Source organism: Streptosporangium sp. NPDC005286, from assembly GCF_040607515.1.
Taxonomy (GTDB): domain Bacteria; phylum Actinomycetota; class Actinomycetes; order Streptosporangiales; family Streptosporangiaceae; genus Streptosporangium.
This window is the reverse complement of the sequence record NZ_JBEXGU010000034.1, coordinates 52,823-70,313: the sequence shown is the minus strand read 5'-3', so window position 1 is coordinate 70,313 and position 17,491 is coordinate 52,823. Positions and strand designations below refer to the sequence as shown.

At 68.9% G+C, this 17,491-nt stretch carries 16 protein-coding genes and 1 pseudogene; 13 read left to right on the top strand and 4 right to left on the bottom strand.

What is annotated here, in order from left to right:
- Positions 1–601: SEC-C metal-binding domain-containing protein (locus tag ABZU75_RS15565; RefSeq protein ID WP_355554362.1), on the top strand; the 601-nt coding region annotated here is incomplete at its 5' end.
- A 770-nt stretch (positions 602–1,371) separates the two neighbouring features.
- Here ABZU75_RS15565 and ABZU75_RS15560 read toward each other — a convergent pair.
- Both ABZU75_RS15560 and ABZU75_RS15555 read right to left on the bottom strand, forming a co-directional pair.
- Complete coding sequence (locus ABZU75_RS15560) at positions 1,372–1,977, bottom strand: DUF1707 domain-containing protein (RefSeq protein ID WP_355554360.1); 606 nt, start codon at positions 1,975–1,977, stop codon at positions 1,372–1,374.
- A gap of 185 nt (positions 1,978–2,162) precedes the next feature.
- A complete protein-coding gene (locus tag ABZU75_RS15555; RefSeq protein ID WP_355554358.1) occupies positions 2,163–2,633 on the bottom strand; it encodes a hypothetical protein in 471 nt (156 codons plus the stop codon).
- Between the two features lie 472 nt (positions 2,634–3,105).
- Here ABZU75_RS15555 and ABZU75_RS15550 point away from each other — a divergent pair, with 472 nt between their 5' ends.
- The 5 genes from ABZU75_RS15550 to ABZU75_RS15530 all read left to right on the top strand — a co-directional run bounded on the left by ABZU75_RS15550 (position 3,106) and on the right by ABZU75_RS15530 (position 11,384).
- A complete protein-coding gene (locus ABZU75_RS15550; protein WP_355554356.1) occupies positions 3,106–4,074 on the top strand; it encodes an LLM class flavin-dependent oxidoreductase in 969 nt (322 codons plus the stop codon).
- 193 nt (positions 4,075–4,267) lie between these two features.
- Positions 4,268–4,438: an FDLD family class I lanthipeptide gene (locus ABZU75_RS15545; RefSeq protein ID WP_355554354.1), complete on the top strand. Its 171-nt coding sequence runs from the start codon at positions 4,268–4,270 to the stop codon at positions 4,436–4,438.
- Between the two features lie 504 nt (positions 4,439–4,942).
- A complete protein-coding gene (locus ABZU75_RS15540) occupies positions 4,943–6,274 on the top strand; it encodes a lanthionine synthetase C family protein (protein ID WP_355554352.1) in 1,332 nt (443 codons plus the stop codon).
- A gap of 45 nt (positions 6,275–6,319) precedes the next feature.
- Complete coding sequence (locus ABZU75_RS15535) at positions 6,320–9,475, top strand: lantibiotic dehydratase (RefSeq protein ID WP_355554350.1); 3,156 nt, start codon at positions 6,320–6,322, stop codon at positions 9,473–9,475.
- Positions 9,476–9,563: 88 nt separating this feature from the next.
- Complete coding sequence (locus ABZU75_RS15530) at positions 9,564–11,384, top strand: ABC transporter ATP-binding protein (RefSeq protein WP_355554348.1); 1,821 nt, start codon at positions 9,564–9,566, stop codon at positions 11,382–11,384.
- Between the two features lie 49 nt (positions 11,385–11,433).
- Here ABZU75_RS15530 and ABZU75_RS15525 read toward each other — a convergent pair whose 3' ends face one another.
- Positions 11,434–11,925, bottom strand: coding sequence for a hypothetical protein (locus ABZU75_RS15525; protein WP_355554346.1), 492 nt, complete (start codon positions 11,923–11,925; stop codon positions 11,434–11,436).
- A gap of 247 nt (positions 11,926–12,172) precedes the next feature.
- On the opposite strand from ABZU75_RS15525, the gene ABZU75_RS15520 reads away from it, so the two are divergent.
- The 6 genes and pseudogenes from ABZU75_RS15520 (at position 12,173) to ABZU75_RS15495 (ending at position 15,531) form a co-directional block, all read left to right on the top strand.
- Positions 12,173–12,382, top strand: a complete 210-nt coding sequence (locus tag ABZU75_RS15520) for a hypothetical protein (RefSeq protein ID WP_355554344.1) — start codon at positions 12,173–12,175, stop codon at positions 12,380–12,382.
- 59 nt (positions 12,383–12,441) lie between these two features.
- A pseudogene (locus tag ABZU75_RS15515) lies at positions 12,442–12,838 on the top strand (IS5/IS1182 family transposase); the annotation flags it as partial.
- Positions 12,839–14,526: 1,688 nt separating this feature from the next.
- On the top strand, positions 14,527–14,808 hold the full coding sequence (locus ABZU75_RS15510) for a helix-turn-helix transcriptional regulator (RefSeq protein WP_355554370.1): 282 nt from the start codon (positions 14,527–14,529) through the stop codon (positions 14,806–14,808).
- Between the two features lie 72 nt (positions 14,809–14,880).
- On the top strand, positions 14,881–15,003 hold the full coding sequence (locus tag ABZU75_RS15505; RefSeq protein ID WP_355554342.1) for a hypothetical protein: 123 nt from the start codon (positions 14,881–14,883) through the stop codon (positions 15,001–15,003).
- Positions 15,000–15,185 (top strand): hypothetical protein, encoded by a 186-nt coding sequence (locus ABZU75_RS15500; protein ID WP_355554340.1) that lies wholly within the window; start codon positions 15,000–15,002, stop codon positions 15,183–15,185. The genes ABZU75_RS15505 and ABZU75_RS15500 overlap by 4 nt, the downstream gene beginning before the upstream one ends.
- Positions 15,175–15,531: an MmcQ/YjbR family DNA-binding protein gene (locus ABZU75_RS15495; RefSeq protein ID WP_355554338.1), complete on the top strand. Its 357-nt coding sequence runs from the start codon at positions 15,175–15,177 to the stop codon at positions 15,529–15,531. The genes ABZU75_RS15500 and ABZU75_RS15495 overlap by 11 nt, the downstream gene beginning before the upstream one ends.
- A 149-nt stretch (positions 15,532–15,680) precedes the next feature.
- Here the strand turns inward: ABZU75_RS15495 and ABZU75_RS15490 are convergent, their stop codons facing one another.
- Positions 15,681–15,821: a helix-turn-helix domain-containing protein gene (locus tag ABZU75_RS15490; RefSeq protein ID WP_355554368.1), complete on the bottom strand. Its 141-nt coding sequence runs from the start codon at positions 15,819–15,821 to the stop codon at positions 15,681–15,683.
- 307 nt (positions 15,822–16,128) lie between these two features.
- Here ABZU75_RS15490 and ABZU75_RS15485 point away from each other — a divergent pair, with 307 nt between their 5' ends.
- Positions 16,129–17,460 (top strand): hypothetical protein, encoded by a 1,332-nt coding sequence (locus tag ABZU75_RS15485; protein ID WP_355554336.1) that lies wholly within the window; start codon positions 16,129–16,131, stop codon positions 17,458–17,460.
- Positions 17,461–17,491 lie beyond the last annotated feature (31 nt).

Sequence of the window (17,491 nt, the reverse complement as noted above, 5' to 3'; positions counted from 1 at the left end):
CCCAACCCGCTTGCCCAACCTGGGGGGTTGCTTGTCGGGGGTGGGGGACAAACGGGGGGCGGTGGAGCTGGTACGGGAGGCGGCGGAGCTTCACCGTCGGTTGGCCGAGGCGGAACCGGAGGCCTACCTGCCCGACCTCGCTATCAGCCTGGCTAACCTAGGGACCCTCTTGTCGGGGGTGGGGGACAAACGGGGAGCGGTGAGGCCGGTGCGGGAGGCGGTGGAGGTCTATCGCCGGTTGGCCGAGGCGGAACCGGAGGCCTACCTGCCCGGCCTCGCGCTGAGCCTATTGAGGTATGCACGGGTATGCAGCGAGACTGAAACAGACCTCCCGGCAGGACTTTCGGCAGCGGAGGAAACCATCGGCCACTATCGCCGGTTGGCCGGGGAACTCCCTGAGGCCTTCCACAACCTGCTGAGCGCTGCCCAGGGCACGGCCGCGGATATCCGGGCCCGGCTTACGCCCGTCATCCGCCGCGACGGCATCGGTGATCTCTACCGTAACGCCCCGTGCCCGTGCGGATCGGGCAAGAAGTACAAGCGCTGTCACGGCACGACCGGCGGTGCCACTATGGCGCCGGACAGTGGAACGGAATCGTGAGATCCACCCAGCAACCCGGCAGTTCGCACCATCAGACGATCACCATGGGCCGTTTTGCTGAGTGAGCGCAAACACCGCCACTGGACGACGGTGGACGGCGACAGAAGATGATCAGGCCTAAACCTCTTCGCGCAAACGCTCGATGTACCCGAGTAAGTTCGAGGTGATCTTGTCCAGCACGAGCGGGGCATACGCGGCCCCAGTCGATGAGGCGCGGTGTTCCGTCGCTGTTCCGTGGGAGCGCCGAAAGTAGTGAGAAGCGATGCGAGACGGTCATAGCCGTAGTCCCTGCTCAACACGGTAATCAGGTCGTTTCCGCAGATGGACGTAATCAGTTTCGGAGATCACCCAGATCTACGAGGGCAGGGCACACCCAGGGCACATGGGCACGAGAAGCAGCGCGAAACGATGAGAACCAGTGAACGCCAAAAGCCCAGCTCGGAACGCCTTTCAAGAGATCACCGCAGGTCGGCCCCCATGACGGATCAGATCTCGATGTTCTGAAGTGGAAAAGGGACCAGGATCGTTGATTCAGGCCCCTTCGCCGTGCCGGGGTCGTTTCCCTGCCAGGAGGCCGACGCGGGTCAGGCGTAGCGGAAGATGATCAAAAAGGCGGCTACGGCCATCAAGAAGATGGCCGTCGCACCGATGATCAGGCTTCGGAGCCGGTAGTGATGGTGAACACCGGTGCCGGCAGGTGTGCCGGACGATTGCGGTGCTCCAGGACGTGGTTACGCCCTGACGCCTTCGAAGCGCCCCAGGCGCGTCGCTCAGCGCTCGCGCCGGCGCCGGGCCTTACCGCTCACTCCGCCGAACAGCGCCAGGCCCCTCACCACGACCACCGGCGCCGACGGGTCGACGTCCGGGCTGCTGTGCACGTCGAAGCCGCCGAAGATGCCGATGCCATGGCAGCGCACCTCCGTCCCCTCGGGCACGATGATCTCGGCCCCACCGAAGATCGCGTTGATCGTGATCTCGACCTCTTTTGCCTCGAACTCGGCCCCGGTCAGGTCAAACCGCAGGCCGCCGAAGAGGGCCAGCGCTTTGGTCCGCCGTCGCACCCGCCAGCGGCCCTTGCGCTCGGCACCGCCGAAGATGGCGACGATGTTCTCGGGCCTGGAGCTCGCATCCGGCAGGTAGGACACCGGGTTCGCGGCCGGACGGTGCCGGTCGACCTGTAGGTCGCGGGTGAGGACCTCGAGCTCCCCCACGGTCTTGGCCTGGTAGAGCCTGTCCAGGCGCTCGGAGTACTCTTCGTGGCTCAGCTGACCGGTGCTCAGGGCTTCACCGAGCATGGTGCTGACCTGCTCCCTATTGCTGTCCGAGGCGCGCAGGTGCGACATCTGGGAGTCCCTACGCTGAGGGGGATTTTCCATGCTGGCCACGATAGTTCTCATTCATCCTGACGGGGAGCTTGCCAAGGGGTGTTCGGTCACGTCCGGCTCGCCCGCGGCCTCGACGATCCGCTCGGCGGCCTTCAGCCTTACACGATCACACGGCACCGACCCGTATCTACCTCCTGACCAGGGGACGAGCTGTGTGACATGCATGCCGCCCTTCCCTACGGATTGTTAGAAGGTGCCTGGCTGGTGTTCTGCTTGTCCCGGCTCCAGATTTCGGTGCATCGAGGGAGGTCCTCGATGCCTCCGCCTTCGGGGATCATGCCCCAGAGGAAGGGGATCAGGTACTGAGGCGGTCCGCCCAGGAGCACGGCCAGTTCGTCCTCGGTGACGGTGAGGGTGAATGCCGAGCCCGGTTGTCCGGGGTTCCATCCCTGTTCGACGGCTCGCCGGATGCATCCGGCGACGAGGGCGGGGCGGACCGCGATCGTCCGTTCTCCGAGCCAGTTGTCCGGCCGAGCGCAGGGAAGCGACACCACGAGAAAACGCCCCGGCTCCTCGGTCCGCTCAACGGTGACGGCGAGGGGACTCCAATTGTTGCCCTGGTGGTAGGTGGGCTTGTGCCGGATCCGCCAGCGGAAGGCGGTGCCGTCGACGCTGATGAGCCGTGAGCCCTTCCTGGGCATCGTCACGGGCGCCTCCAAGCCTCTGTTCTGTTCCGTCGCTGTTCTGTGGAAGTACCAAAAGCAGTGAGAAGTGACGCGAGACGCCCGCAAGCGTAACCGCTGCTCATCCCATGATCGAATTGTTTTCCCAGGTGCGCTGATCACGCATCGGAGATCACCCAGATCTACGAGCGCAGGGCACACTCAGGGCACATCTGATCGATTGGATGCCGGCGAAGGGCCGGCAGCGTGGCGGCAAGCCGGGGAGCGGGCTCGGTCCGGCAGAGAGGGCGGGTGCGGCGAGCGGGTCGGGGAGACGGGCTGGCCGTAAGGCCGGCACCGCGCCCCGACCCGACTCAGCCAGCAGGTTCCACCGGACCGAGCCGGATGCCTTACTCCGGCGGACGGCCGGAAATCGTCAGGACCGCCAATTGAGGGATCGGGACACCGCGCCCCACGATGGGCACCCCGTGCCATCCGCCCGATGTGAGAGGTTCACATGTCTTCGAACGCCCTCGCCGTCTCGGTCGTCTACCCGTTGCAGATCCGCCATCCGGAGGTGGTCGTGCCGTTCGCCGAGTTCGCGCTCCGTTCGGGGGCTGAACGCCTGTGGCTGGGCCAGTCACTGAACGTGGACACCCACCTGGCGGCCGCCTACCTGGCCGGGCGCGGGCTGCACGTGCCGATGGGCTCCAGCGTCACGCTGCTGCCGCTGCGCCATCCCTACCAGGCCGCAGTCGAGGCCAGGTCGCTGGCCGTGCTCACCGGCCGGCCGTACGTCGCGGGCTTCGGCGCCGGTGACCCGGAGTTCACGGCGAACCTGGCCGGCCGGCCGTACCGCAGCCCCCGGCGGGCGGTCGAGGAGTACCTGTCGGCGGTACGCGCCCTGCTCGACGGCCGGGCCGTCGAGCACGAGGGCGAGCACTTCACGGTGCACGGTATGTTGCTGCCCGCCGAGCATCCTGGGGTCGAGGTGGGCGCGGGCGTGCTGCAGCCCATGATGGCGCGTACGGCGGGGGCGGTCGCGGACGTCGCAATCACCTGGCTGGTGCCCGCCGGATATCTGGGCGGCGTCCTGTCCCCGGCGCTGCGGGCCGGGGCGCAGGGTCGTCCCCGGCCGCCCCGGGTGGTGTCCGTCGTGCACGTCGCGGTCGAGCGGCCGGGGCGGGACATCGGGCGGCTCGTCCGGGTGGCGACCGGCGCGCACCTGGAGGCCGGGCACTACGCCGATATGCTGCGCCGGGCGGGGGTTGAACTGGCGGGTCTCGGCCCGGCGGATGTCTCCAGGGCACTGCTGGACGCCGGGGCGTTCGTGGCGGGCAAGCCCGACGAGATCGCGGCCGAACTGCGCCGGTTCCACGAGGCCGGCGCGGACGAGGTCGTGCTCAACTCCTGCGGCGTGCTGGCCACCGAGGGTCCCGGCGCGGCGCTGGCCGACCTGGCCGATGTGCTGGCGGCCCTCGAGTAAATCGGCGTAATCGACAATAGAGCCATGTGGTCCTGAAATGTCAGGATGAATGTGTGTGACAGAGTCCGGCGCCGGAAGAGGAAAGTCGGGCGGGCCCCGACGGTTGAACGCCGGAAAGACCGCCCCGGATTTCCGCTCGTCACATGTGCCAGCCCATTTGGCCTCACGGCCAGAAATGAAAAGGTGGAGACACATGTCTGCTGTCAAGGACCAGTTCGACCTGGACGTCCGCGTCGCCAAGCCCGGGGACATCGCCGAGCCCGACTCGATCAGCGTGGTGACCCGTCTGGTCTGCACCCGTGTGACCTGCCGCAGCTGCACCTGCGTGAGCTGCATCACGCAGTGCCCGCTCGGCTGCTGGTAGTCCGCTGAAAGGGTCCGCCGCGCTGGAATCTCGGCGGCCCCGCCCGAGCCGCCGTGTCCGTGCAGAAAACTCGCGGGCACGGCGGCCGCACACCGCGGGAACGGCTCAGGTAAGACGGGTCGCGATTTCGGAAAGCCGTGCCATCCGAAAACGGCCGTACGCCCGGCGAGCCGTCGGCTGCGTCACGAATGACGGCCTCCGGAATCACGTCCCACAATATGCCATCCGGCCCGCGAGCCAGGAATAAGGAAGCGTTTTCCGATCGTCGCGTCGGAAAGCCGTGTCCGGGGGTGTGGATGGATCCGCCGCGCTGGAATCACGGCGGGCCCACCGTCGAAGCCGCCGTGCCCCGCCAACGCCTCACGCCGCGGGTACGGCAGCCACCTCTCATTAAACCTTTTTCCACCGGCCCTGTCGCCCGAGACGGCGATCAGGAGTCCGCCGACCGGCGTCCTGGCTCCGCCCCTCACCAGGCCGCCGGTTGCGCGACCCATAGGGAGATCCGTGAGCACACTTGTCGAATCCGGGTACGTCACCGAGGCGCTGTCCGAAGCGGCCAGGAAGACCGCCGAGCTCATCGCGCGCAGGCTCGCCGACCCCGAGGTGGTGCGGTTGGCCGTGGCCAGGTCCGAGCAGACCGCCCGGTACCCCTTCGGCTGGGGCGGCGCCTCCCTGTACTCGGGACACGGGAGCAGCGCGCTGCTGTTCCGCCAGGCCGCCAGGGCGCTGCCTGACGACGCCGAGCACTGGCGGGACCTCGCCCACGAACAGGTGGTCACCGCCGTGCGCAGCACTCACGAGGAGCCGCTGGCCGACGCCGGTATGGCCGCGGGCACGGCCGGTCTGGCGCTCGTCCTGGCCGACGCGGCGAGTGACGACCCGCGGTACGAGGCCGCCGCCCGCGGTCTGGACCGCAAGCTGGCCGACCAGGTGCTCACCGCCCCGTCCTGGCGGCGCGCCGGGGGAGTGGCCGACCACGACTACGACGTGATCGTGGGCGCCACGGGCAGCCTCACCAGGATGGCCGACGCGGACTCGGCCGAGCCCGTCGCCGCGGAGGCCGTCCGCCGACTGATCGACGATCTGCTGTGGCTGTGCGACGGGACGGGGGAACGCCGGCCGTGGTTCATACCGCCGGAGTTCTTCCCCGCGGAGGACTACCACGAGACCTTTCCGCACGGGTACGTCAACCTCGGCCTGGCCCACGGGATCCCCGGCCCGCTGGCCGCGCTGGCCCTTGCCGGGCGCGCCAGGCACGGCGGCGAACCGGTGCGCACCACGATCCGACAGGTGGCCGACTACCTCGTGGACGCCGCCATCGCCGACGAGCACGGCCCCAGCTGGGCCATGGGGATCCCGCTCGACGCCTCTGGCGCGGAGCACCGGCACGGTCTTGCCCCGGCCCGGGTCGCCTGGTGCTACGGCTCCCCCGGAGTGGCCTGCGCCCTGCTGCACGCCGCCGACGCGCTGGACGACCACGCCCTGCGCCGGTTCGCGATCTCCGCGCTGGAAGGCGTGCTGCACAGGTTCGCCGGCGAGGGCCACTTCGGCTCGGCCACCCTGTGCCACGGAGCGGCCGGCCTGCTGGCGATCTGCGCGCGCTTCGCCAGGGACACCGACAGCGCCGTGGCGCGCCGGACGCTCCCCGTCCTCACCGAGGCCGTGCTGGAGCACTGCGACCCCGATCTGCCGATCGGCGTCCAGGACCTCGAACAGCCGGGCGTCCTGCTGGACAGTCCCGGCCTGCTCACCGGTGCCGCGGGGGTGGCGCTCGCCCTGTGGTCGGTGTCCGCACCGGCGTCCACCCGATGGGAACGGGCGCTGCTCATCAGCTGACCGAACCCGGCGACAGAGCGACGAGAGCGACGGAGAGGGCAAACGATGACGAACACCCCTGCATCCCGGCTGTACACCCCGGCTGGATTCTTCCTGCTGCGCGCCCCCATCATGCCCGTCCAGACGTTCACCGGCCTGCTCTCCGGTGACGGTGGCGCGGACGGCGCCAGGGAACGCCTCAGGTCGCTCAGCGAGCACCCCCGCTTTGTGCAGGCGCTGCACGTGGCCAGCCCGAGCATGACCGCGGGCCTCGCGCACCTGTCCGGCACCGACGAGAAGCGCGTGGCCCGGGCCTACTCGACGCTGCTGCGGTACGGGACCAGGATGGCGACCAGGCCGACGCCCTACGGCCTGTTCTCCGGCGTGGGCGGGGGCCGGTTCGCCGGGACCACCTCCCTCCACCTGGCACGCGACCCGCTGGCCCGCACCCGTACCCGGGCGGACGCCGGCTGGCTGCTGTCCCTCATCAAGGAACTGGAAGAGGACGACACGCTGCGCGACGGTCTGCACGTGGGCGTCAACCCGATGCTGTACCGGGTCGGAGACCGTGCGGTGCTGTCGTTCGCCGACGTGCACGGCACGGCCGACAACCGGCACGTGGGGTTCCGGGTCACGGCGCCGGTCGAGCTGGCGCTCGGCATGGCCGCCGTGCCGGGCACCACGTACGCCGAGATTGCCGAGCGGATCGCCACCGACGTGCCGGGCGCCACCCCGGACAAGGCCCGCGCCCTGCTGGCCCAGCTGTGGGACCTGCACGTGCTGATCAGCGATCTGCGGCCGGCGATGACCGCGCCGCTGTCCGAGCTGGATCTGCTCAAGCGGCTGGACGGCGTCGCGGGCACGGAGGCGGTGCGGGCCGGCCTCACCGAGGTCAGAGAACTCGCCGACGCGATCGACGACGCGCACGGTACGGCGGGGACCGCGGCGCTGGACCGGCTGTCCGCCCGGCAGCGCGCCATGACGCCCGGCAACACCCGGGAGACCTACCAGGTCGACGCCGCCCTCGCGGCACGCGGCGAGCTGTCCCGGCAGGTCGCCACCGTGGCGGCGGAGGCCACCGACGTGCTGCTGCGCCTCGGCGTCACCCGGCGCCGCCCGCACCACATCGTCGAGTACCACAGCGCCTTCCTGGAGCGGTACGGCGTGGACGCCGAGGTGCCGCTGCTGGAGGTGCTCAGCCCGGAGACCGGCCTCGACGCTCCGCCGACGTACACCATGCCGCCCCGCGCGGTCCCGCTCGCCGCGGTCCCCGAGGAGGACAGCCGGCGCAGGGACCTGGTGTTCGCCTCCCTGGCGGCCGACGCGCTGCACCGCGGGCTCGCCGAGATCGAGATCACCGATGACCTGCTCGCCCGGCTGACCGCCTGGCGGCCCCCAGGGGAGCGAACCGCGCTGCGGCCGTCGCTGGACATCTACGGGCAGATCGCGGCCGAGTCGCCGGCCGCGATCGACGCAGGGGAGTGGCGGTTCGTCGTCTCGCCGGGCGCGATGACCGACGGCGGTCGTACCTTCGGGCGGTTCTTCGACCTGTTGGACGAGGAGTCGGTGGCCCGGCTGCAGGAGTTCGCGCGCGCAGAGGAGGAACTGTACCCCGATGCGATCTTCGCCGAGTTGAGCTACGTGCCGCCGCATGGCAGGGGCGGGAACGTCACCTTCCATCCGCCGCTGCGCCGCTACGAGATCTGCATCAACACCTCGCCTTCGGTGGTCCCCGAGCACCGGATCGCGCTGGGCGACATCCTGGTGGGTGCCACCGCCGACCGCTTCTACCTGCGCTCGGCCCGGCTCGGCCAGGAGGTCTATGTCACCCAGGGCCACATGCTCTCCGCGCAGAACGCGCCGAACGTCTGCCGCCTGCTGATCGAGCTGTCCCAGGACGGCTTCATGCCGCACGTGGGCTTCGACTGGGGCCCCGTCGTGGCCGCGCCGTACCTGCCCAGGGTGGTCCGCGGCCGGGCGGTGCTGCACCCGGCGCAGTGGACACTCACCTCCCGAATGCTGGGCGAGGGCGACTTCGGCGCCGGGCTGGCGCGGTGGCGGGAGACCTGGCGGGTGCCCAGGTACGTCTACCTGTCCTGGATGGACAACCGGCTGCTCCTGGACCTGGAACACCCGCTGTGCGCGGCCGAGCTTGAGGAGGAGCTGCGCAGGGCCGAGCGTGGCGGTGCGGGGAGTCCCCTGGTGCTCCAGGAGATGCTTCCCGGCGTGCCGGAGGCGTGGCTCGGCGACGACGTCGGCGGGCGGTACCTGAGCGAGATCGTGGTGCCCATGCTCGCCAGGGATCCGGCGCGGGTGCGCCGCCCCCCGATCTCGCAGGTGCCCCCCGCCGGGGCCCTGCCCGCCGTGCCCCGCCGCCGCCTGGTGGGCGACGAGTGGGTCTACCTCAAGCTGTACTCCGCGCTCAACCAGCACGACGACGTCATCGCCGGGCCGCTGCGGGAACTGGTCGCGGGGCTGCGCGCGGACGGCCTGATCGACCGCTGGTTCTACATCCGCTACTGCGACCCCGGCCCGCACCTGCGGGTGCGGGTGCGGGTGCGGGGCACGGACCCGGCAGACATCGCGCAGGTGACCACCCGGTGCATCGCCTGGGCGCGGGAGTGCGTCAGGGCCGGCCTCGCCGCGGACCTCGCCCTGGTGGGCTACGACAGGGAGATCGAGCGGTACGGTGGCCCACTGGCGATCGGCACCCTGGAGGAGGTCTTCACCGCCAACAGCGACGTGTCGGCCGAACTGGTGGCCCGGCCGCGGGTCGGCCTCCAGGGGCTGGAGCCCGACGTCCTCGCCGTCATGGCCGTGCACCACCTGTACCGCGACTGGGGCCTGGACCCGCTGCGGATCGCCGGCGACCAGGAGATGGACATCGCCGATCCGATCCGCAAGCGCTTCCGGCAGATCCAGCGCACCCTGTGCGACCTGGTCGAACCCTGGGACCGGCATCCCGATCCGGTCGCCCGGGCACACCTGGGCACGCTCCGCCAGGTCTTCGCGCTCCAGCGGGACACGCTGGCCGCCGCAGGCACACGGGTACGGAACCTGGCGGACGAGGGCCGCCTGGTCGGCGACGAGCGGCGCATCCTGGCGAGCCTGGCCCACATGCAGATCAACCGGCTACTCGGAATGGACCAGGATCGTGAGCGGGCCGCCCATGCGCTGTGGCTGCTCGCCATCCGGGCCGTGCGGGGACGGCCCCGGCAGTGAACCTTTGTCAGACGTTTCTGGGTAACGGATCTGGAGACGCGGTCGCCGTCTCCACGGTGGCGGGTGGAAGAGGTTCGGTGAGGAGAAGATGATGGTGTCGGACACGCAATCTGGCCGGCAGGGAAAATACTGGGCGCGCGCCCTGCGGCTGCTGTGGGAGGTCAACCCGCGGCACGTGGTGGGGGTCCTCATGCTGACGGCGGTGACCTCGGTCATCCCGGCCGTCAACGTGTACCTCACGGCGATGGCCGTGCAGGCCGTGGCGGACGCGGTGACCGATGGCGACGGGTTGCGCACGGCGCTGTGGGCCGGTGGCGCGCTGGCCGGCCTCATGGCGCTCGCGCACTTCTTCGCGGTCGGCCGCAACTACCTTGAGACGCTCCTGCAGTACCGGATGGCCAACCAGGTCAACGAGCGCATCATGGCCAAGGCCATCCGCCTCCAGTTGCGCCACTTCGAGGACCCCACGACCTACGACGGTCTCCAGCGGGCGACCCGTGAGGCCGGGTTCCGGCCCTACCAGATCTTCGCCGACCTGATCGCGGTCACCTCCAACGCCGTCTCCCTGGTGTCGGTGACCGTGGTGCTGCTGTCCTGGGACGTGCGGGTCGCGCTGGTGGTGCTGCTCGCCCCGGTGCCGACCATGGTGGCCAACCTGTTCTTCGGCAGGCTCGGCTGGAAGATCGAGCACGACCGTTCCGCGGACCGGCGCCGTACGACGTACCTGCAGTACCTCGTGACGACCGACCGAACATTCAAGGAGACCCGCCTGTTCGACCTCGGCCCGCTCTTCCTGGAGCGGTTCCGGGCGATGGTGGGCCGGTTCTACGCGGTGGACCGCCAACTGGAGGGCCGGCAGGCCGTGGCGTCGGCGCTGCTCGGGCTGCTGAGCGTGGCCGCGGCCGGCGGGGCGGTGCTGTTCGCGGTGTCCACCACGGTCGGCACCGGTCAGGTGGGTCAGTTCGCGGGGTACATCGCGGCGATCACGTTGGTGCAGGGCGCGCTGGGATCGCTGTTCGGCGGCATCGCCCAGCTGTACGAGCACAACCTGTTCCTGGGTAACCTGTTCTCCTTCCTGGACATCCCGGAGGACGCGCTCCCCAGCGGCAGCAGGCCGTTCCCCGCCACCCTGACCAAGGGCGTGCAGTTCAGGAACGTCACCTTCGCCTACCCCGGTACCGACACCCCCGTGCTGTCGAACCTGAACCTGTTCCTGCCCGCCGGCCAGTGCGTGGCCCTGGTCGGCCAGAACGGCGCCGGCAAGACCACCCTGGTCAAGCTCCTGGCCAGGTTCTACGCGCCGACCGGCGGCGAGATACTGATCGACGGCCACCCGATCGAGGAGTACGACCTGGAGGAGCTGCGCCGCAACGTCGGCGTGATCTTCCAGGACTTCGTGCAGTACGAGGCGTCGGCCAGGGAGAACATCGGCTTCGGCAGGGTGGCGGCGCTAGACGACAACGAGGCCGTCCGGCGGGCCGCCGGCCAGGCGGGCGCCCTGCCGTTCATCGACGAGCTGCCCAAGGGGCTCGACACCCAGCTGGGACGGTGGTTCGAGGGCGGCAGGCAGCTGTCGGGAGGGGAGTGGCAGAAGGTCGCGCTGGCCCGCGCCTTCCTGCGGAACGCGCCGATTGTGGTCCTCGACGAGCCGACCGCCGCGATCGACGCCGAGGCGGAGGCGGAGATCTTCGGCCAGATGACCCGCCTGACCGACCGGTCGACCACGCTCATGATCGCCCATCGGTTCTCCACAGTGCGGGTGGCCGACCACATCGTGGTCATCGACCACGGCAAGGTGCTCGAAGAGGGCACCCACGCGGAGTTGATGGACCGGGACGGCGTCTACGCCAAGCTGTTCAGGCTCCAGGCGGCCGGCTACCTCGACCAGCCCGTCGAGGCCAGGGCCTGAGTACGCGTACCGCCCGGCCGGGGACGCCTGGCCGAGCGCTACGCGGGGGTCACCGGCGTGGCCAGGTGACCGCGGCGAACACCACGGAGCAGACCAGGAAGCCCGCCGACACCACGGCCAGCCCGCCCCAGAAGGAGCTCGTCGTCGCACCGAGGTCGAGGCCCAGGCCGACCGTGGTGAGCAGGCCGGCGATCACGCCCAGGACCAGGCCGGGAACGTAGTGCCTGGGCCGGTACGCGAGGGCGCCGACCATCGGCAGGATCAGGGGGACCAGGGCGATCCCCCAGCCGGCCCGAGGCTCGCCGAACAAGGCGATCCGCAGTGCGGACACAGCCGCCGCGATGCCGATCGCGAACACGGTCCAGATCACGAGCTTGACGGGACCGTATTGGCGGTCGGACTCTCCGGCGGTGTAGGCGCCCAGGCCGAACATCCAATAGGAGAACAGGTCGGCGACCATCTCACCGACGCCGGTCTTCCAATCTTGGGGGTTCTCGCCATCCTTCTCGTCATCCTTCTCGCCATCGGTGCCGAGGGGCATTCTGCTTCCTTCGTCATGGGCCGTCGCATCAATTCGAGGGCCACAATAGTGCTTCTCCCCGGTGGCACGCGGGCGTCGTGTCCACCGGCCTCCCGCTGAGCGTGGAAACGTCCGTAAAATGCCCGCTAGAATCCTCAGAAACCCGTCCTCATCCGTCCCGGCCGCCAAAAGCGCCACTCGAAGTGCGCAGTTCCGGGCCAGGGGATGTGCCGCTGCCATTGTGCTGTCCCGCCAGCGGGACACGATCATGGACGGAACGACCTTGAAGGCTATTGCCGGCTTCGCGCCGGTTGATCACGGCACTGCACGCGCACCGGTCAAGGCCGAAGCGGCCGTGCGTTCCATCCGCGCCCCGATGCTCCGCCTGGCCCGGGAGAACCCCGGGTGGGGGTACCGGCGCGTGCACGGCGAACTACTCGTGCTCGGGGTGAAGGTGGCCGCCTCACCCTCGGCATAACAGGCCACCCCCGATAATTGTTCTTATCCCGGCACCGGGATAAGAACAAGAAGATCGTCACCGACGCGCTCGGCATCATCCTCGCCGTGATGGTCACCGCCGCAAGCCTGTCCGACAACGTCATCGGAATACGACTGCTCGACCAGGCCTGAAACAGCTACCCGACGATATCCAAAGCCGACCGGCACCGGCTTCGAAAACACCGCGACCGAACACGGTGCCAAGCTCGGCATCGGCGTCGAAGTCGTCTCCGGAAACATCCGGACTCGAGGTGTTCACGTCGTCGAACGCCGCTGGGTCGTCGAGCGAAGTCCGGGCCGGCTCATGTTATACCGCCGCCTGGCCCGCGACTGTGAAACCCTCCCCGCCGATTCCCAAGCCATGATCCACACTGTCCCGATCAACAACCTCGCCAACCGCGTAACGACTGACATCTTCTCGCTGACTTTCACGTGATCTTGCCGGGGAGATGCCGAAGGCCTTGCCGTGCCGGGCGAGATCGGGCCTGTCCCGGAACCACGCGATCGCGAACAGAGCCTGAACCCAGCAGGTCGGCGCCCCGGAGCCCGTCCTGGTGCCGCGACTCTGGCGTTCGGTGCGCAGTAGGCCGACGACGAACTGATCGGTTCACGGGAGACGTCGAGCATGGCAGGACAGGCGATCACGTGGAGCCTTCTGGTAGTGGAGAGATCTTATGGTGAGACCTCTTTCACCGGAGGCTCCACGCCTATTTCGGGGCGTAGTGATCTGTCTGCGTGTCTACTCGAACGGCATGCCTGAGCTACGGAAAACCCTGCTATCCGAATCGATTCCGCTGAGAAAACTTCACTAGAATATAAGGTGCAATCTACTCAAATCAAACGCCCTCCAAGATGAATCGTGAGCATCCGCGCCAGGAGTTCCGGACACAGGCGGATCGCGCTCCACGACCCGTGGCGGCTGGAACTCCGTCACGTCACCTGATCGCGAAAAATATCAGCAATCACTACAAGTCTTATAGAAGGGTGTTAGTCTCCCGCATGTCTGTATCACACCTATGCAGGGGGCTAGGGAGTTATGACGCATTCATTATGGTATCTGGCGGTGCTTGCCAGGAGTCCTGGGAACTTTCACGCGCCCCTCCAAGTCTGGCCGGGCCATTCGGAAAAGCGTGAGCGAACCGGCCGTCCATGACCGGGGAGGGAGGACCGCGGACTCGTCCTGGGCCAAGGGGCGGTCGCCGAGGAGTTCTCCGAACCGAGGGGGGAGCCGGTCGACGCTGCGGTGGAGCGGCTGATTGAGACGACACTGGCGGTAGAGCATGGCTTCTTCCCTCCTTCCTGTGGGTCCTTGGCGGTAGCCGGATGCGCATCGACCACTCGGTGCGATCCGTACAGAGCCCATGGGTCTCCATAGCCGACTTCGCCGGACAGGTCGGCGCCTTCGCGAGACGGGGATCTTCGTCTTCTCCGTGGTTCGCCGGAACATCTCTGTCGCCCCCAATCGAGTGTGGACGGCCAGCGTGATATGGGAATCGCCAGCGGATTTGCTGCAGAGAGCGAGAATCCGAGGGCGCGATCGATTACGAGCGCCTAATCGGCACCGTTGCGACCCGCCTCTCAGGGTGGGCTCGCGCACCGACGCGCGGCTCGGTCAGGTGGTCATCGCCCTTGGCCTGGCGTGGGTCCTGATCCTTGTCTGCCTGGTCCACAGGCAGCTTCCAGATACGGTGTGGTATGCCTGGCGTGGCGGGATCATCTTGAGCGGGTCCGGCTCACCGCAGTCGCCCGTGGCAGACAACCGCGACTCTCGACACCGCGGCAGTGGTGGGTCCTCGTCTGCTTTCAGACGTCGCCCACGACCGCGGATGGCGGCGGTCAGGTCGGCGCAGTCCTCACCGTGTTCCTGTTGCCAGTCGCGGTCACCTATGAGCGACGATGGCGAGGGGGGCCGTCGGGCGAGGCGGGCGGTTCCCGCTCCTCATCGAGCCGGCCGCTTAGCGCCCGGTTCATCCCTACGTGCCGGTGGCAGGGATCCTCCCGCATGCCACGCGCTCCTCATGGGACACGGCAACTTCGCTCGCCGTGATCAGCAATCCGATCCTCTGATCTAAATCCTGTGCAAGATACGGCCGATACTTCGGAACAGGGAGACGCGTGGAGACCATGCTTAGCGTGCCGGAACCAGGGTGGGTAAACGCGTTGGGGTTCCTTGACCGACTGACGCCGCGGGAACTGGAGGTGTTCCTCCTGCTGGCCGACGGCGGGTCGAACCAGGAGATCGCGGACAGGCTCATCGTGAGCGAACGGACGGTACGCGCCCACCTGGCGCAGATCATGTCAAAGCTCCAGTTCGCCAACCGCCTGCAGGCGTGCATGGCGTCCTACACACACCGCCTAAGCCGCCCGGATGGCGAGCCGGCGAAGCACGAATATCGTCGCCAATGAGAATTGTCGGTCCGCCGGTCTGACGAAATGATTGCCATGTCCTTGGACTCCGGTAGCCGAGAGGAGGAATTCATGAAGGTTCACCAGGCTCCCGCACTCGTCGCGCGCGGCTCCTACGCGGCCGATACCGCCGGCTCCGGCTGCTGGGTAGGTGACCAGCTCGTGGGCCGTCTCATTGCGGAGGCGGCGGCGTGATCAGTGTTCTGGTCGCCGACGACCAGAAGAGCGTCGGGCACGGTTTCGCCGCGGCGCTGAACGCCCAGCCGGACATCACCGTCGTGGGTACCGCCGCGGACGGGGCCGAGGCGGTACGGCCGGCCAGGGAGTCCCGGCCCGACGTGGCGTTGGGCGAAGTATCGTCTGGCCATGGCCGATGATCCGCTGGAGTCGCTGCGCCGGCTCTGCCTCGCGCTCCCCGAGACCACCGAACGACTCAGCCACGGCGAGCCGACCTGGTTCGTCCGCGGCAGGAAGACGTTCGTGATGTACGCCGACCACCACCACGACGACCGGCTCGCCTTCTGGTGCGCCGCCTCGCCCGGCGTCCAGGAGGCCCTGGTCGCCGAGGCTCCCGAGCGCTTCTTCCGTCCGCCGTACGTAGGCCACCGCGGCTGGCTCGGCGTCCGTCTCGACGTTCCCCAGGACTGGACCGAGATCGCCGAGATCGTCGGGGACGCCTACCGGACCGTCGCGCCCAAGCGCCTGATCACCCGCCTGGAGTGAGTGGGGCCTACCCGAAGGCGGCGATACGGAACGACGCGGGTGTGACCGCTGCTTCGCAGGGGGGCGAGGGCGCGCATCGACCTGTCGGAACCTGTGAACGCCGAGACCCGCGACGCGTCGGCCAGGGCCGCCGTCGCCGACGGTTGACGTCACCAGTCCGCGGCGCCCACGGCCTCCCAGCGCAGCAGGTCTCCCGGCTGGCATTCGAGCGCCTCGCAGAGCGCGGCGAGGAGCGAGCAGCATCCGCAACACGAGTGCGACGAGTGCGACCCCCAGGCCTGCCACGACAGCCCCGCACATCAGGAGGATCATGCCCGGGGGGACGGCGTCGCCCGGCACCAGGATGACCGCGAGCGCGAACATCAGGAGGGCGGGGGCGTGACCGGCCCCACGCTGTACAAACACTTCTCCAGCAAGACCGAGATCCTCACCGTCGCGCTCAACCGAGACGATGGTCTTGCCCGCCTCATGACCGACCAGTGCGCACCAGCCCCTTGGATCCCGCCTGCGCCGAACCGCCCCCCGGAGTCCCCCGCCCGGCGGATGCCTCGCGTCTGCCCGTGTCCCTAGCCTGATCACGAAGCCAGGAGGGGACACATGAGACACGGTTGGCAGGACGCGGCGGCGAAGCTGGCGGAGGAGCGGCGCTGGGGGGACCTGTGGGACCTGGTCCAGCAGCGGGTCCCCCTCGTCGAGGCGGACCGCGTCCTGCCGCTGTTCGACGAGCGGTGGCGGCCGGACGGCCCGGCACGTCCCCTGTTCGACCTGCTCGCCGCGACCTCGGCCGGAACCGTGGAGGAGGCGTGCGCCACCCTGACAGCCGACCCCTTGCTCGAAATCCCCGTCGACGGCTGGATCACCACCGGCTCGCTGTCCCCGGACGGCCGATGGCTGGCGGTCTGCACAAGAGGCTGGACGTCCGTTCGCCGCCACGAACTCCAGGTGTTCGACCTCGACGACGGACGCCAGGTCGCCTGCCGGGCGGGCGACGCCGACTCCGGGGTGATGCTGAACAAGGGCACGTCCATCTTCAGCATGGACTGGATCCCACCGAACCCCTTCCTCGGTCTCGTGCGCAACGCCGCGGAGAGGACGATGTCGCAGCCCGAGGAGTTCTCCCTGATCGCGGCGCTGACCTGGCTGGACCACGACCGTTTCGCGGTGCTGGCCCGGCACTACCCCCACCTCGGCCGCGATCTGGAGCCCGCCGACTGCCACCTGACCTACTACACCGGCGACGGCGGGCGCATCGAAAAGGTCACCATGGAGGAGGACCTGGTCTGGGGCGAGCAGGGGCTGGACATCCTGCCGTCGCACATGGCCGCCGACCTGTCCTCCGGCCGGCTCGCCGTGGACGGCCGTACGCTGCGCATCATCGAACCGCCCTGCCATGTCCTGGCTCGCTCACCGGAACAGGAGCACTATCGCGAACTGTGTTTCCTCTCCCCGGACCGCCTGGCCGCGGCGGGCAACGAGTGCCTGGAGATCTGGCAGGCGACCGGCGCGACCCTGGAACGGGTACGAAGCATCGGCCTGCGCCCGCGCCGTAGGGGACACTGCCCGATCCTGATCCCGCAGCGCCACGAGATCATGATCCTGGACGGAACCCCTGACCCCAATAAGGGCGGCGAGGTCCGCTACCTCGACACCGAGACCCTGGCCGACGTCACAGGATCGCGTGAGCTGTCCGACTCGATCGGCATCGAACTGTGGCGCACCCCCGACGGCTCCCGCCACGCGCTGGCCACGGAAAGCGCGGTCTACGTGGTACGCGACCCGGCGGCCGGAGCCGTCGCCACCCTGGCCGAGCGCCCCCCAGCCACCCTCCGCTCGGCCGACCTCCCCGTGCTCGACTCCGTACGGCCCGCCACGGGGCCCGTGCGCCACCTGCTGACCCTGCTGCGGGCGGCGATGCGTCTTGCCTCGTAGGGCCGGTTCCCCGGCCGTTAACCTCGGTCTT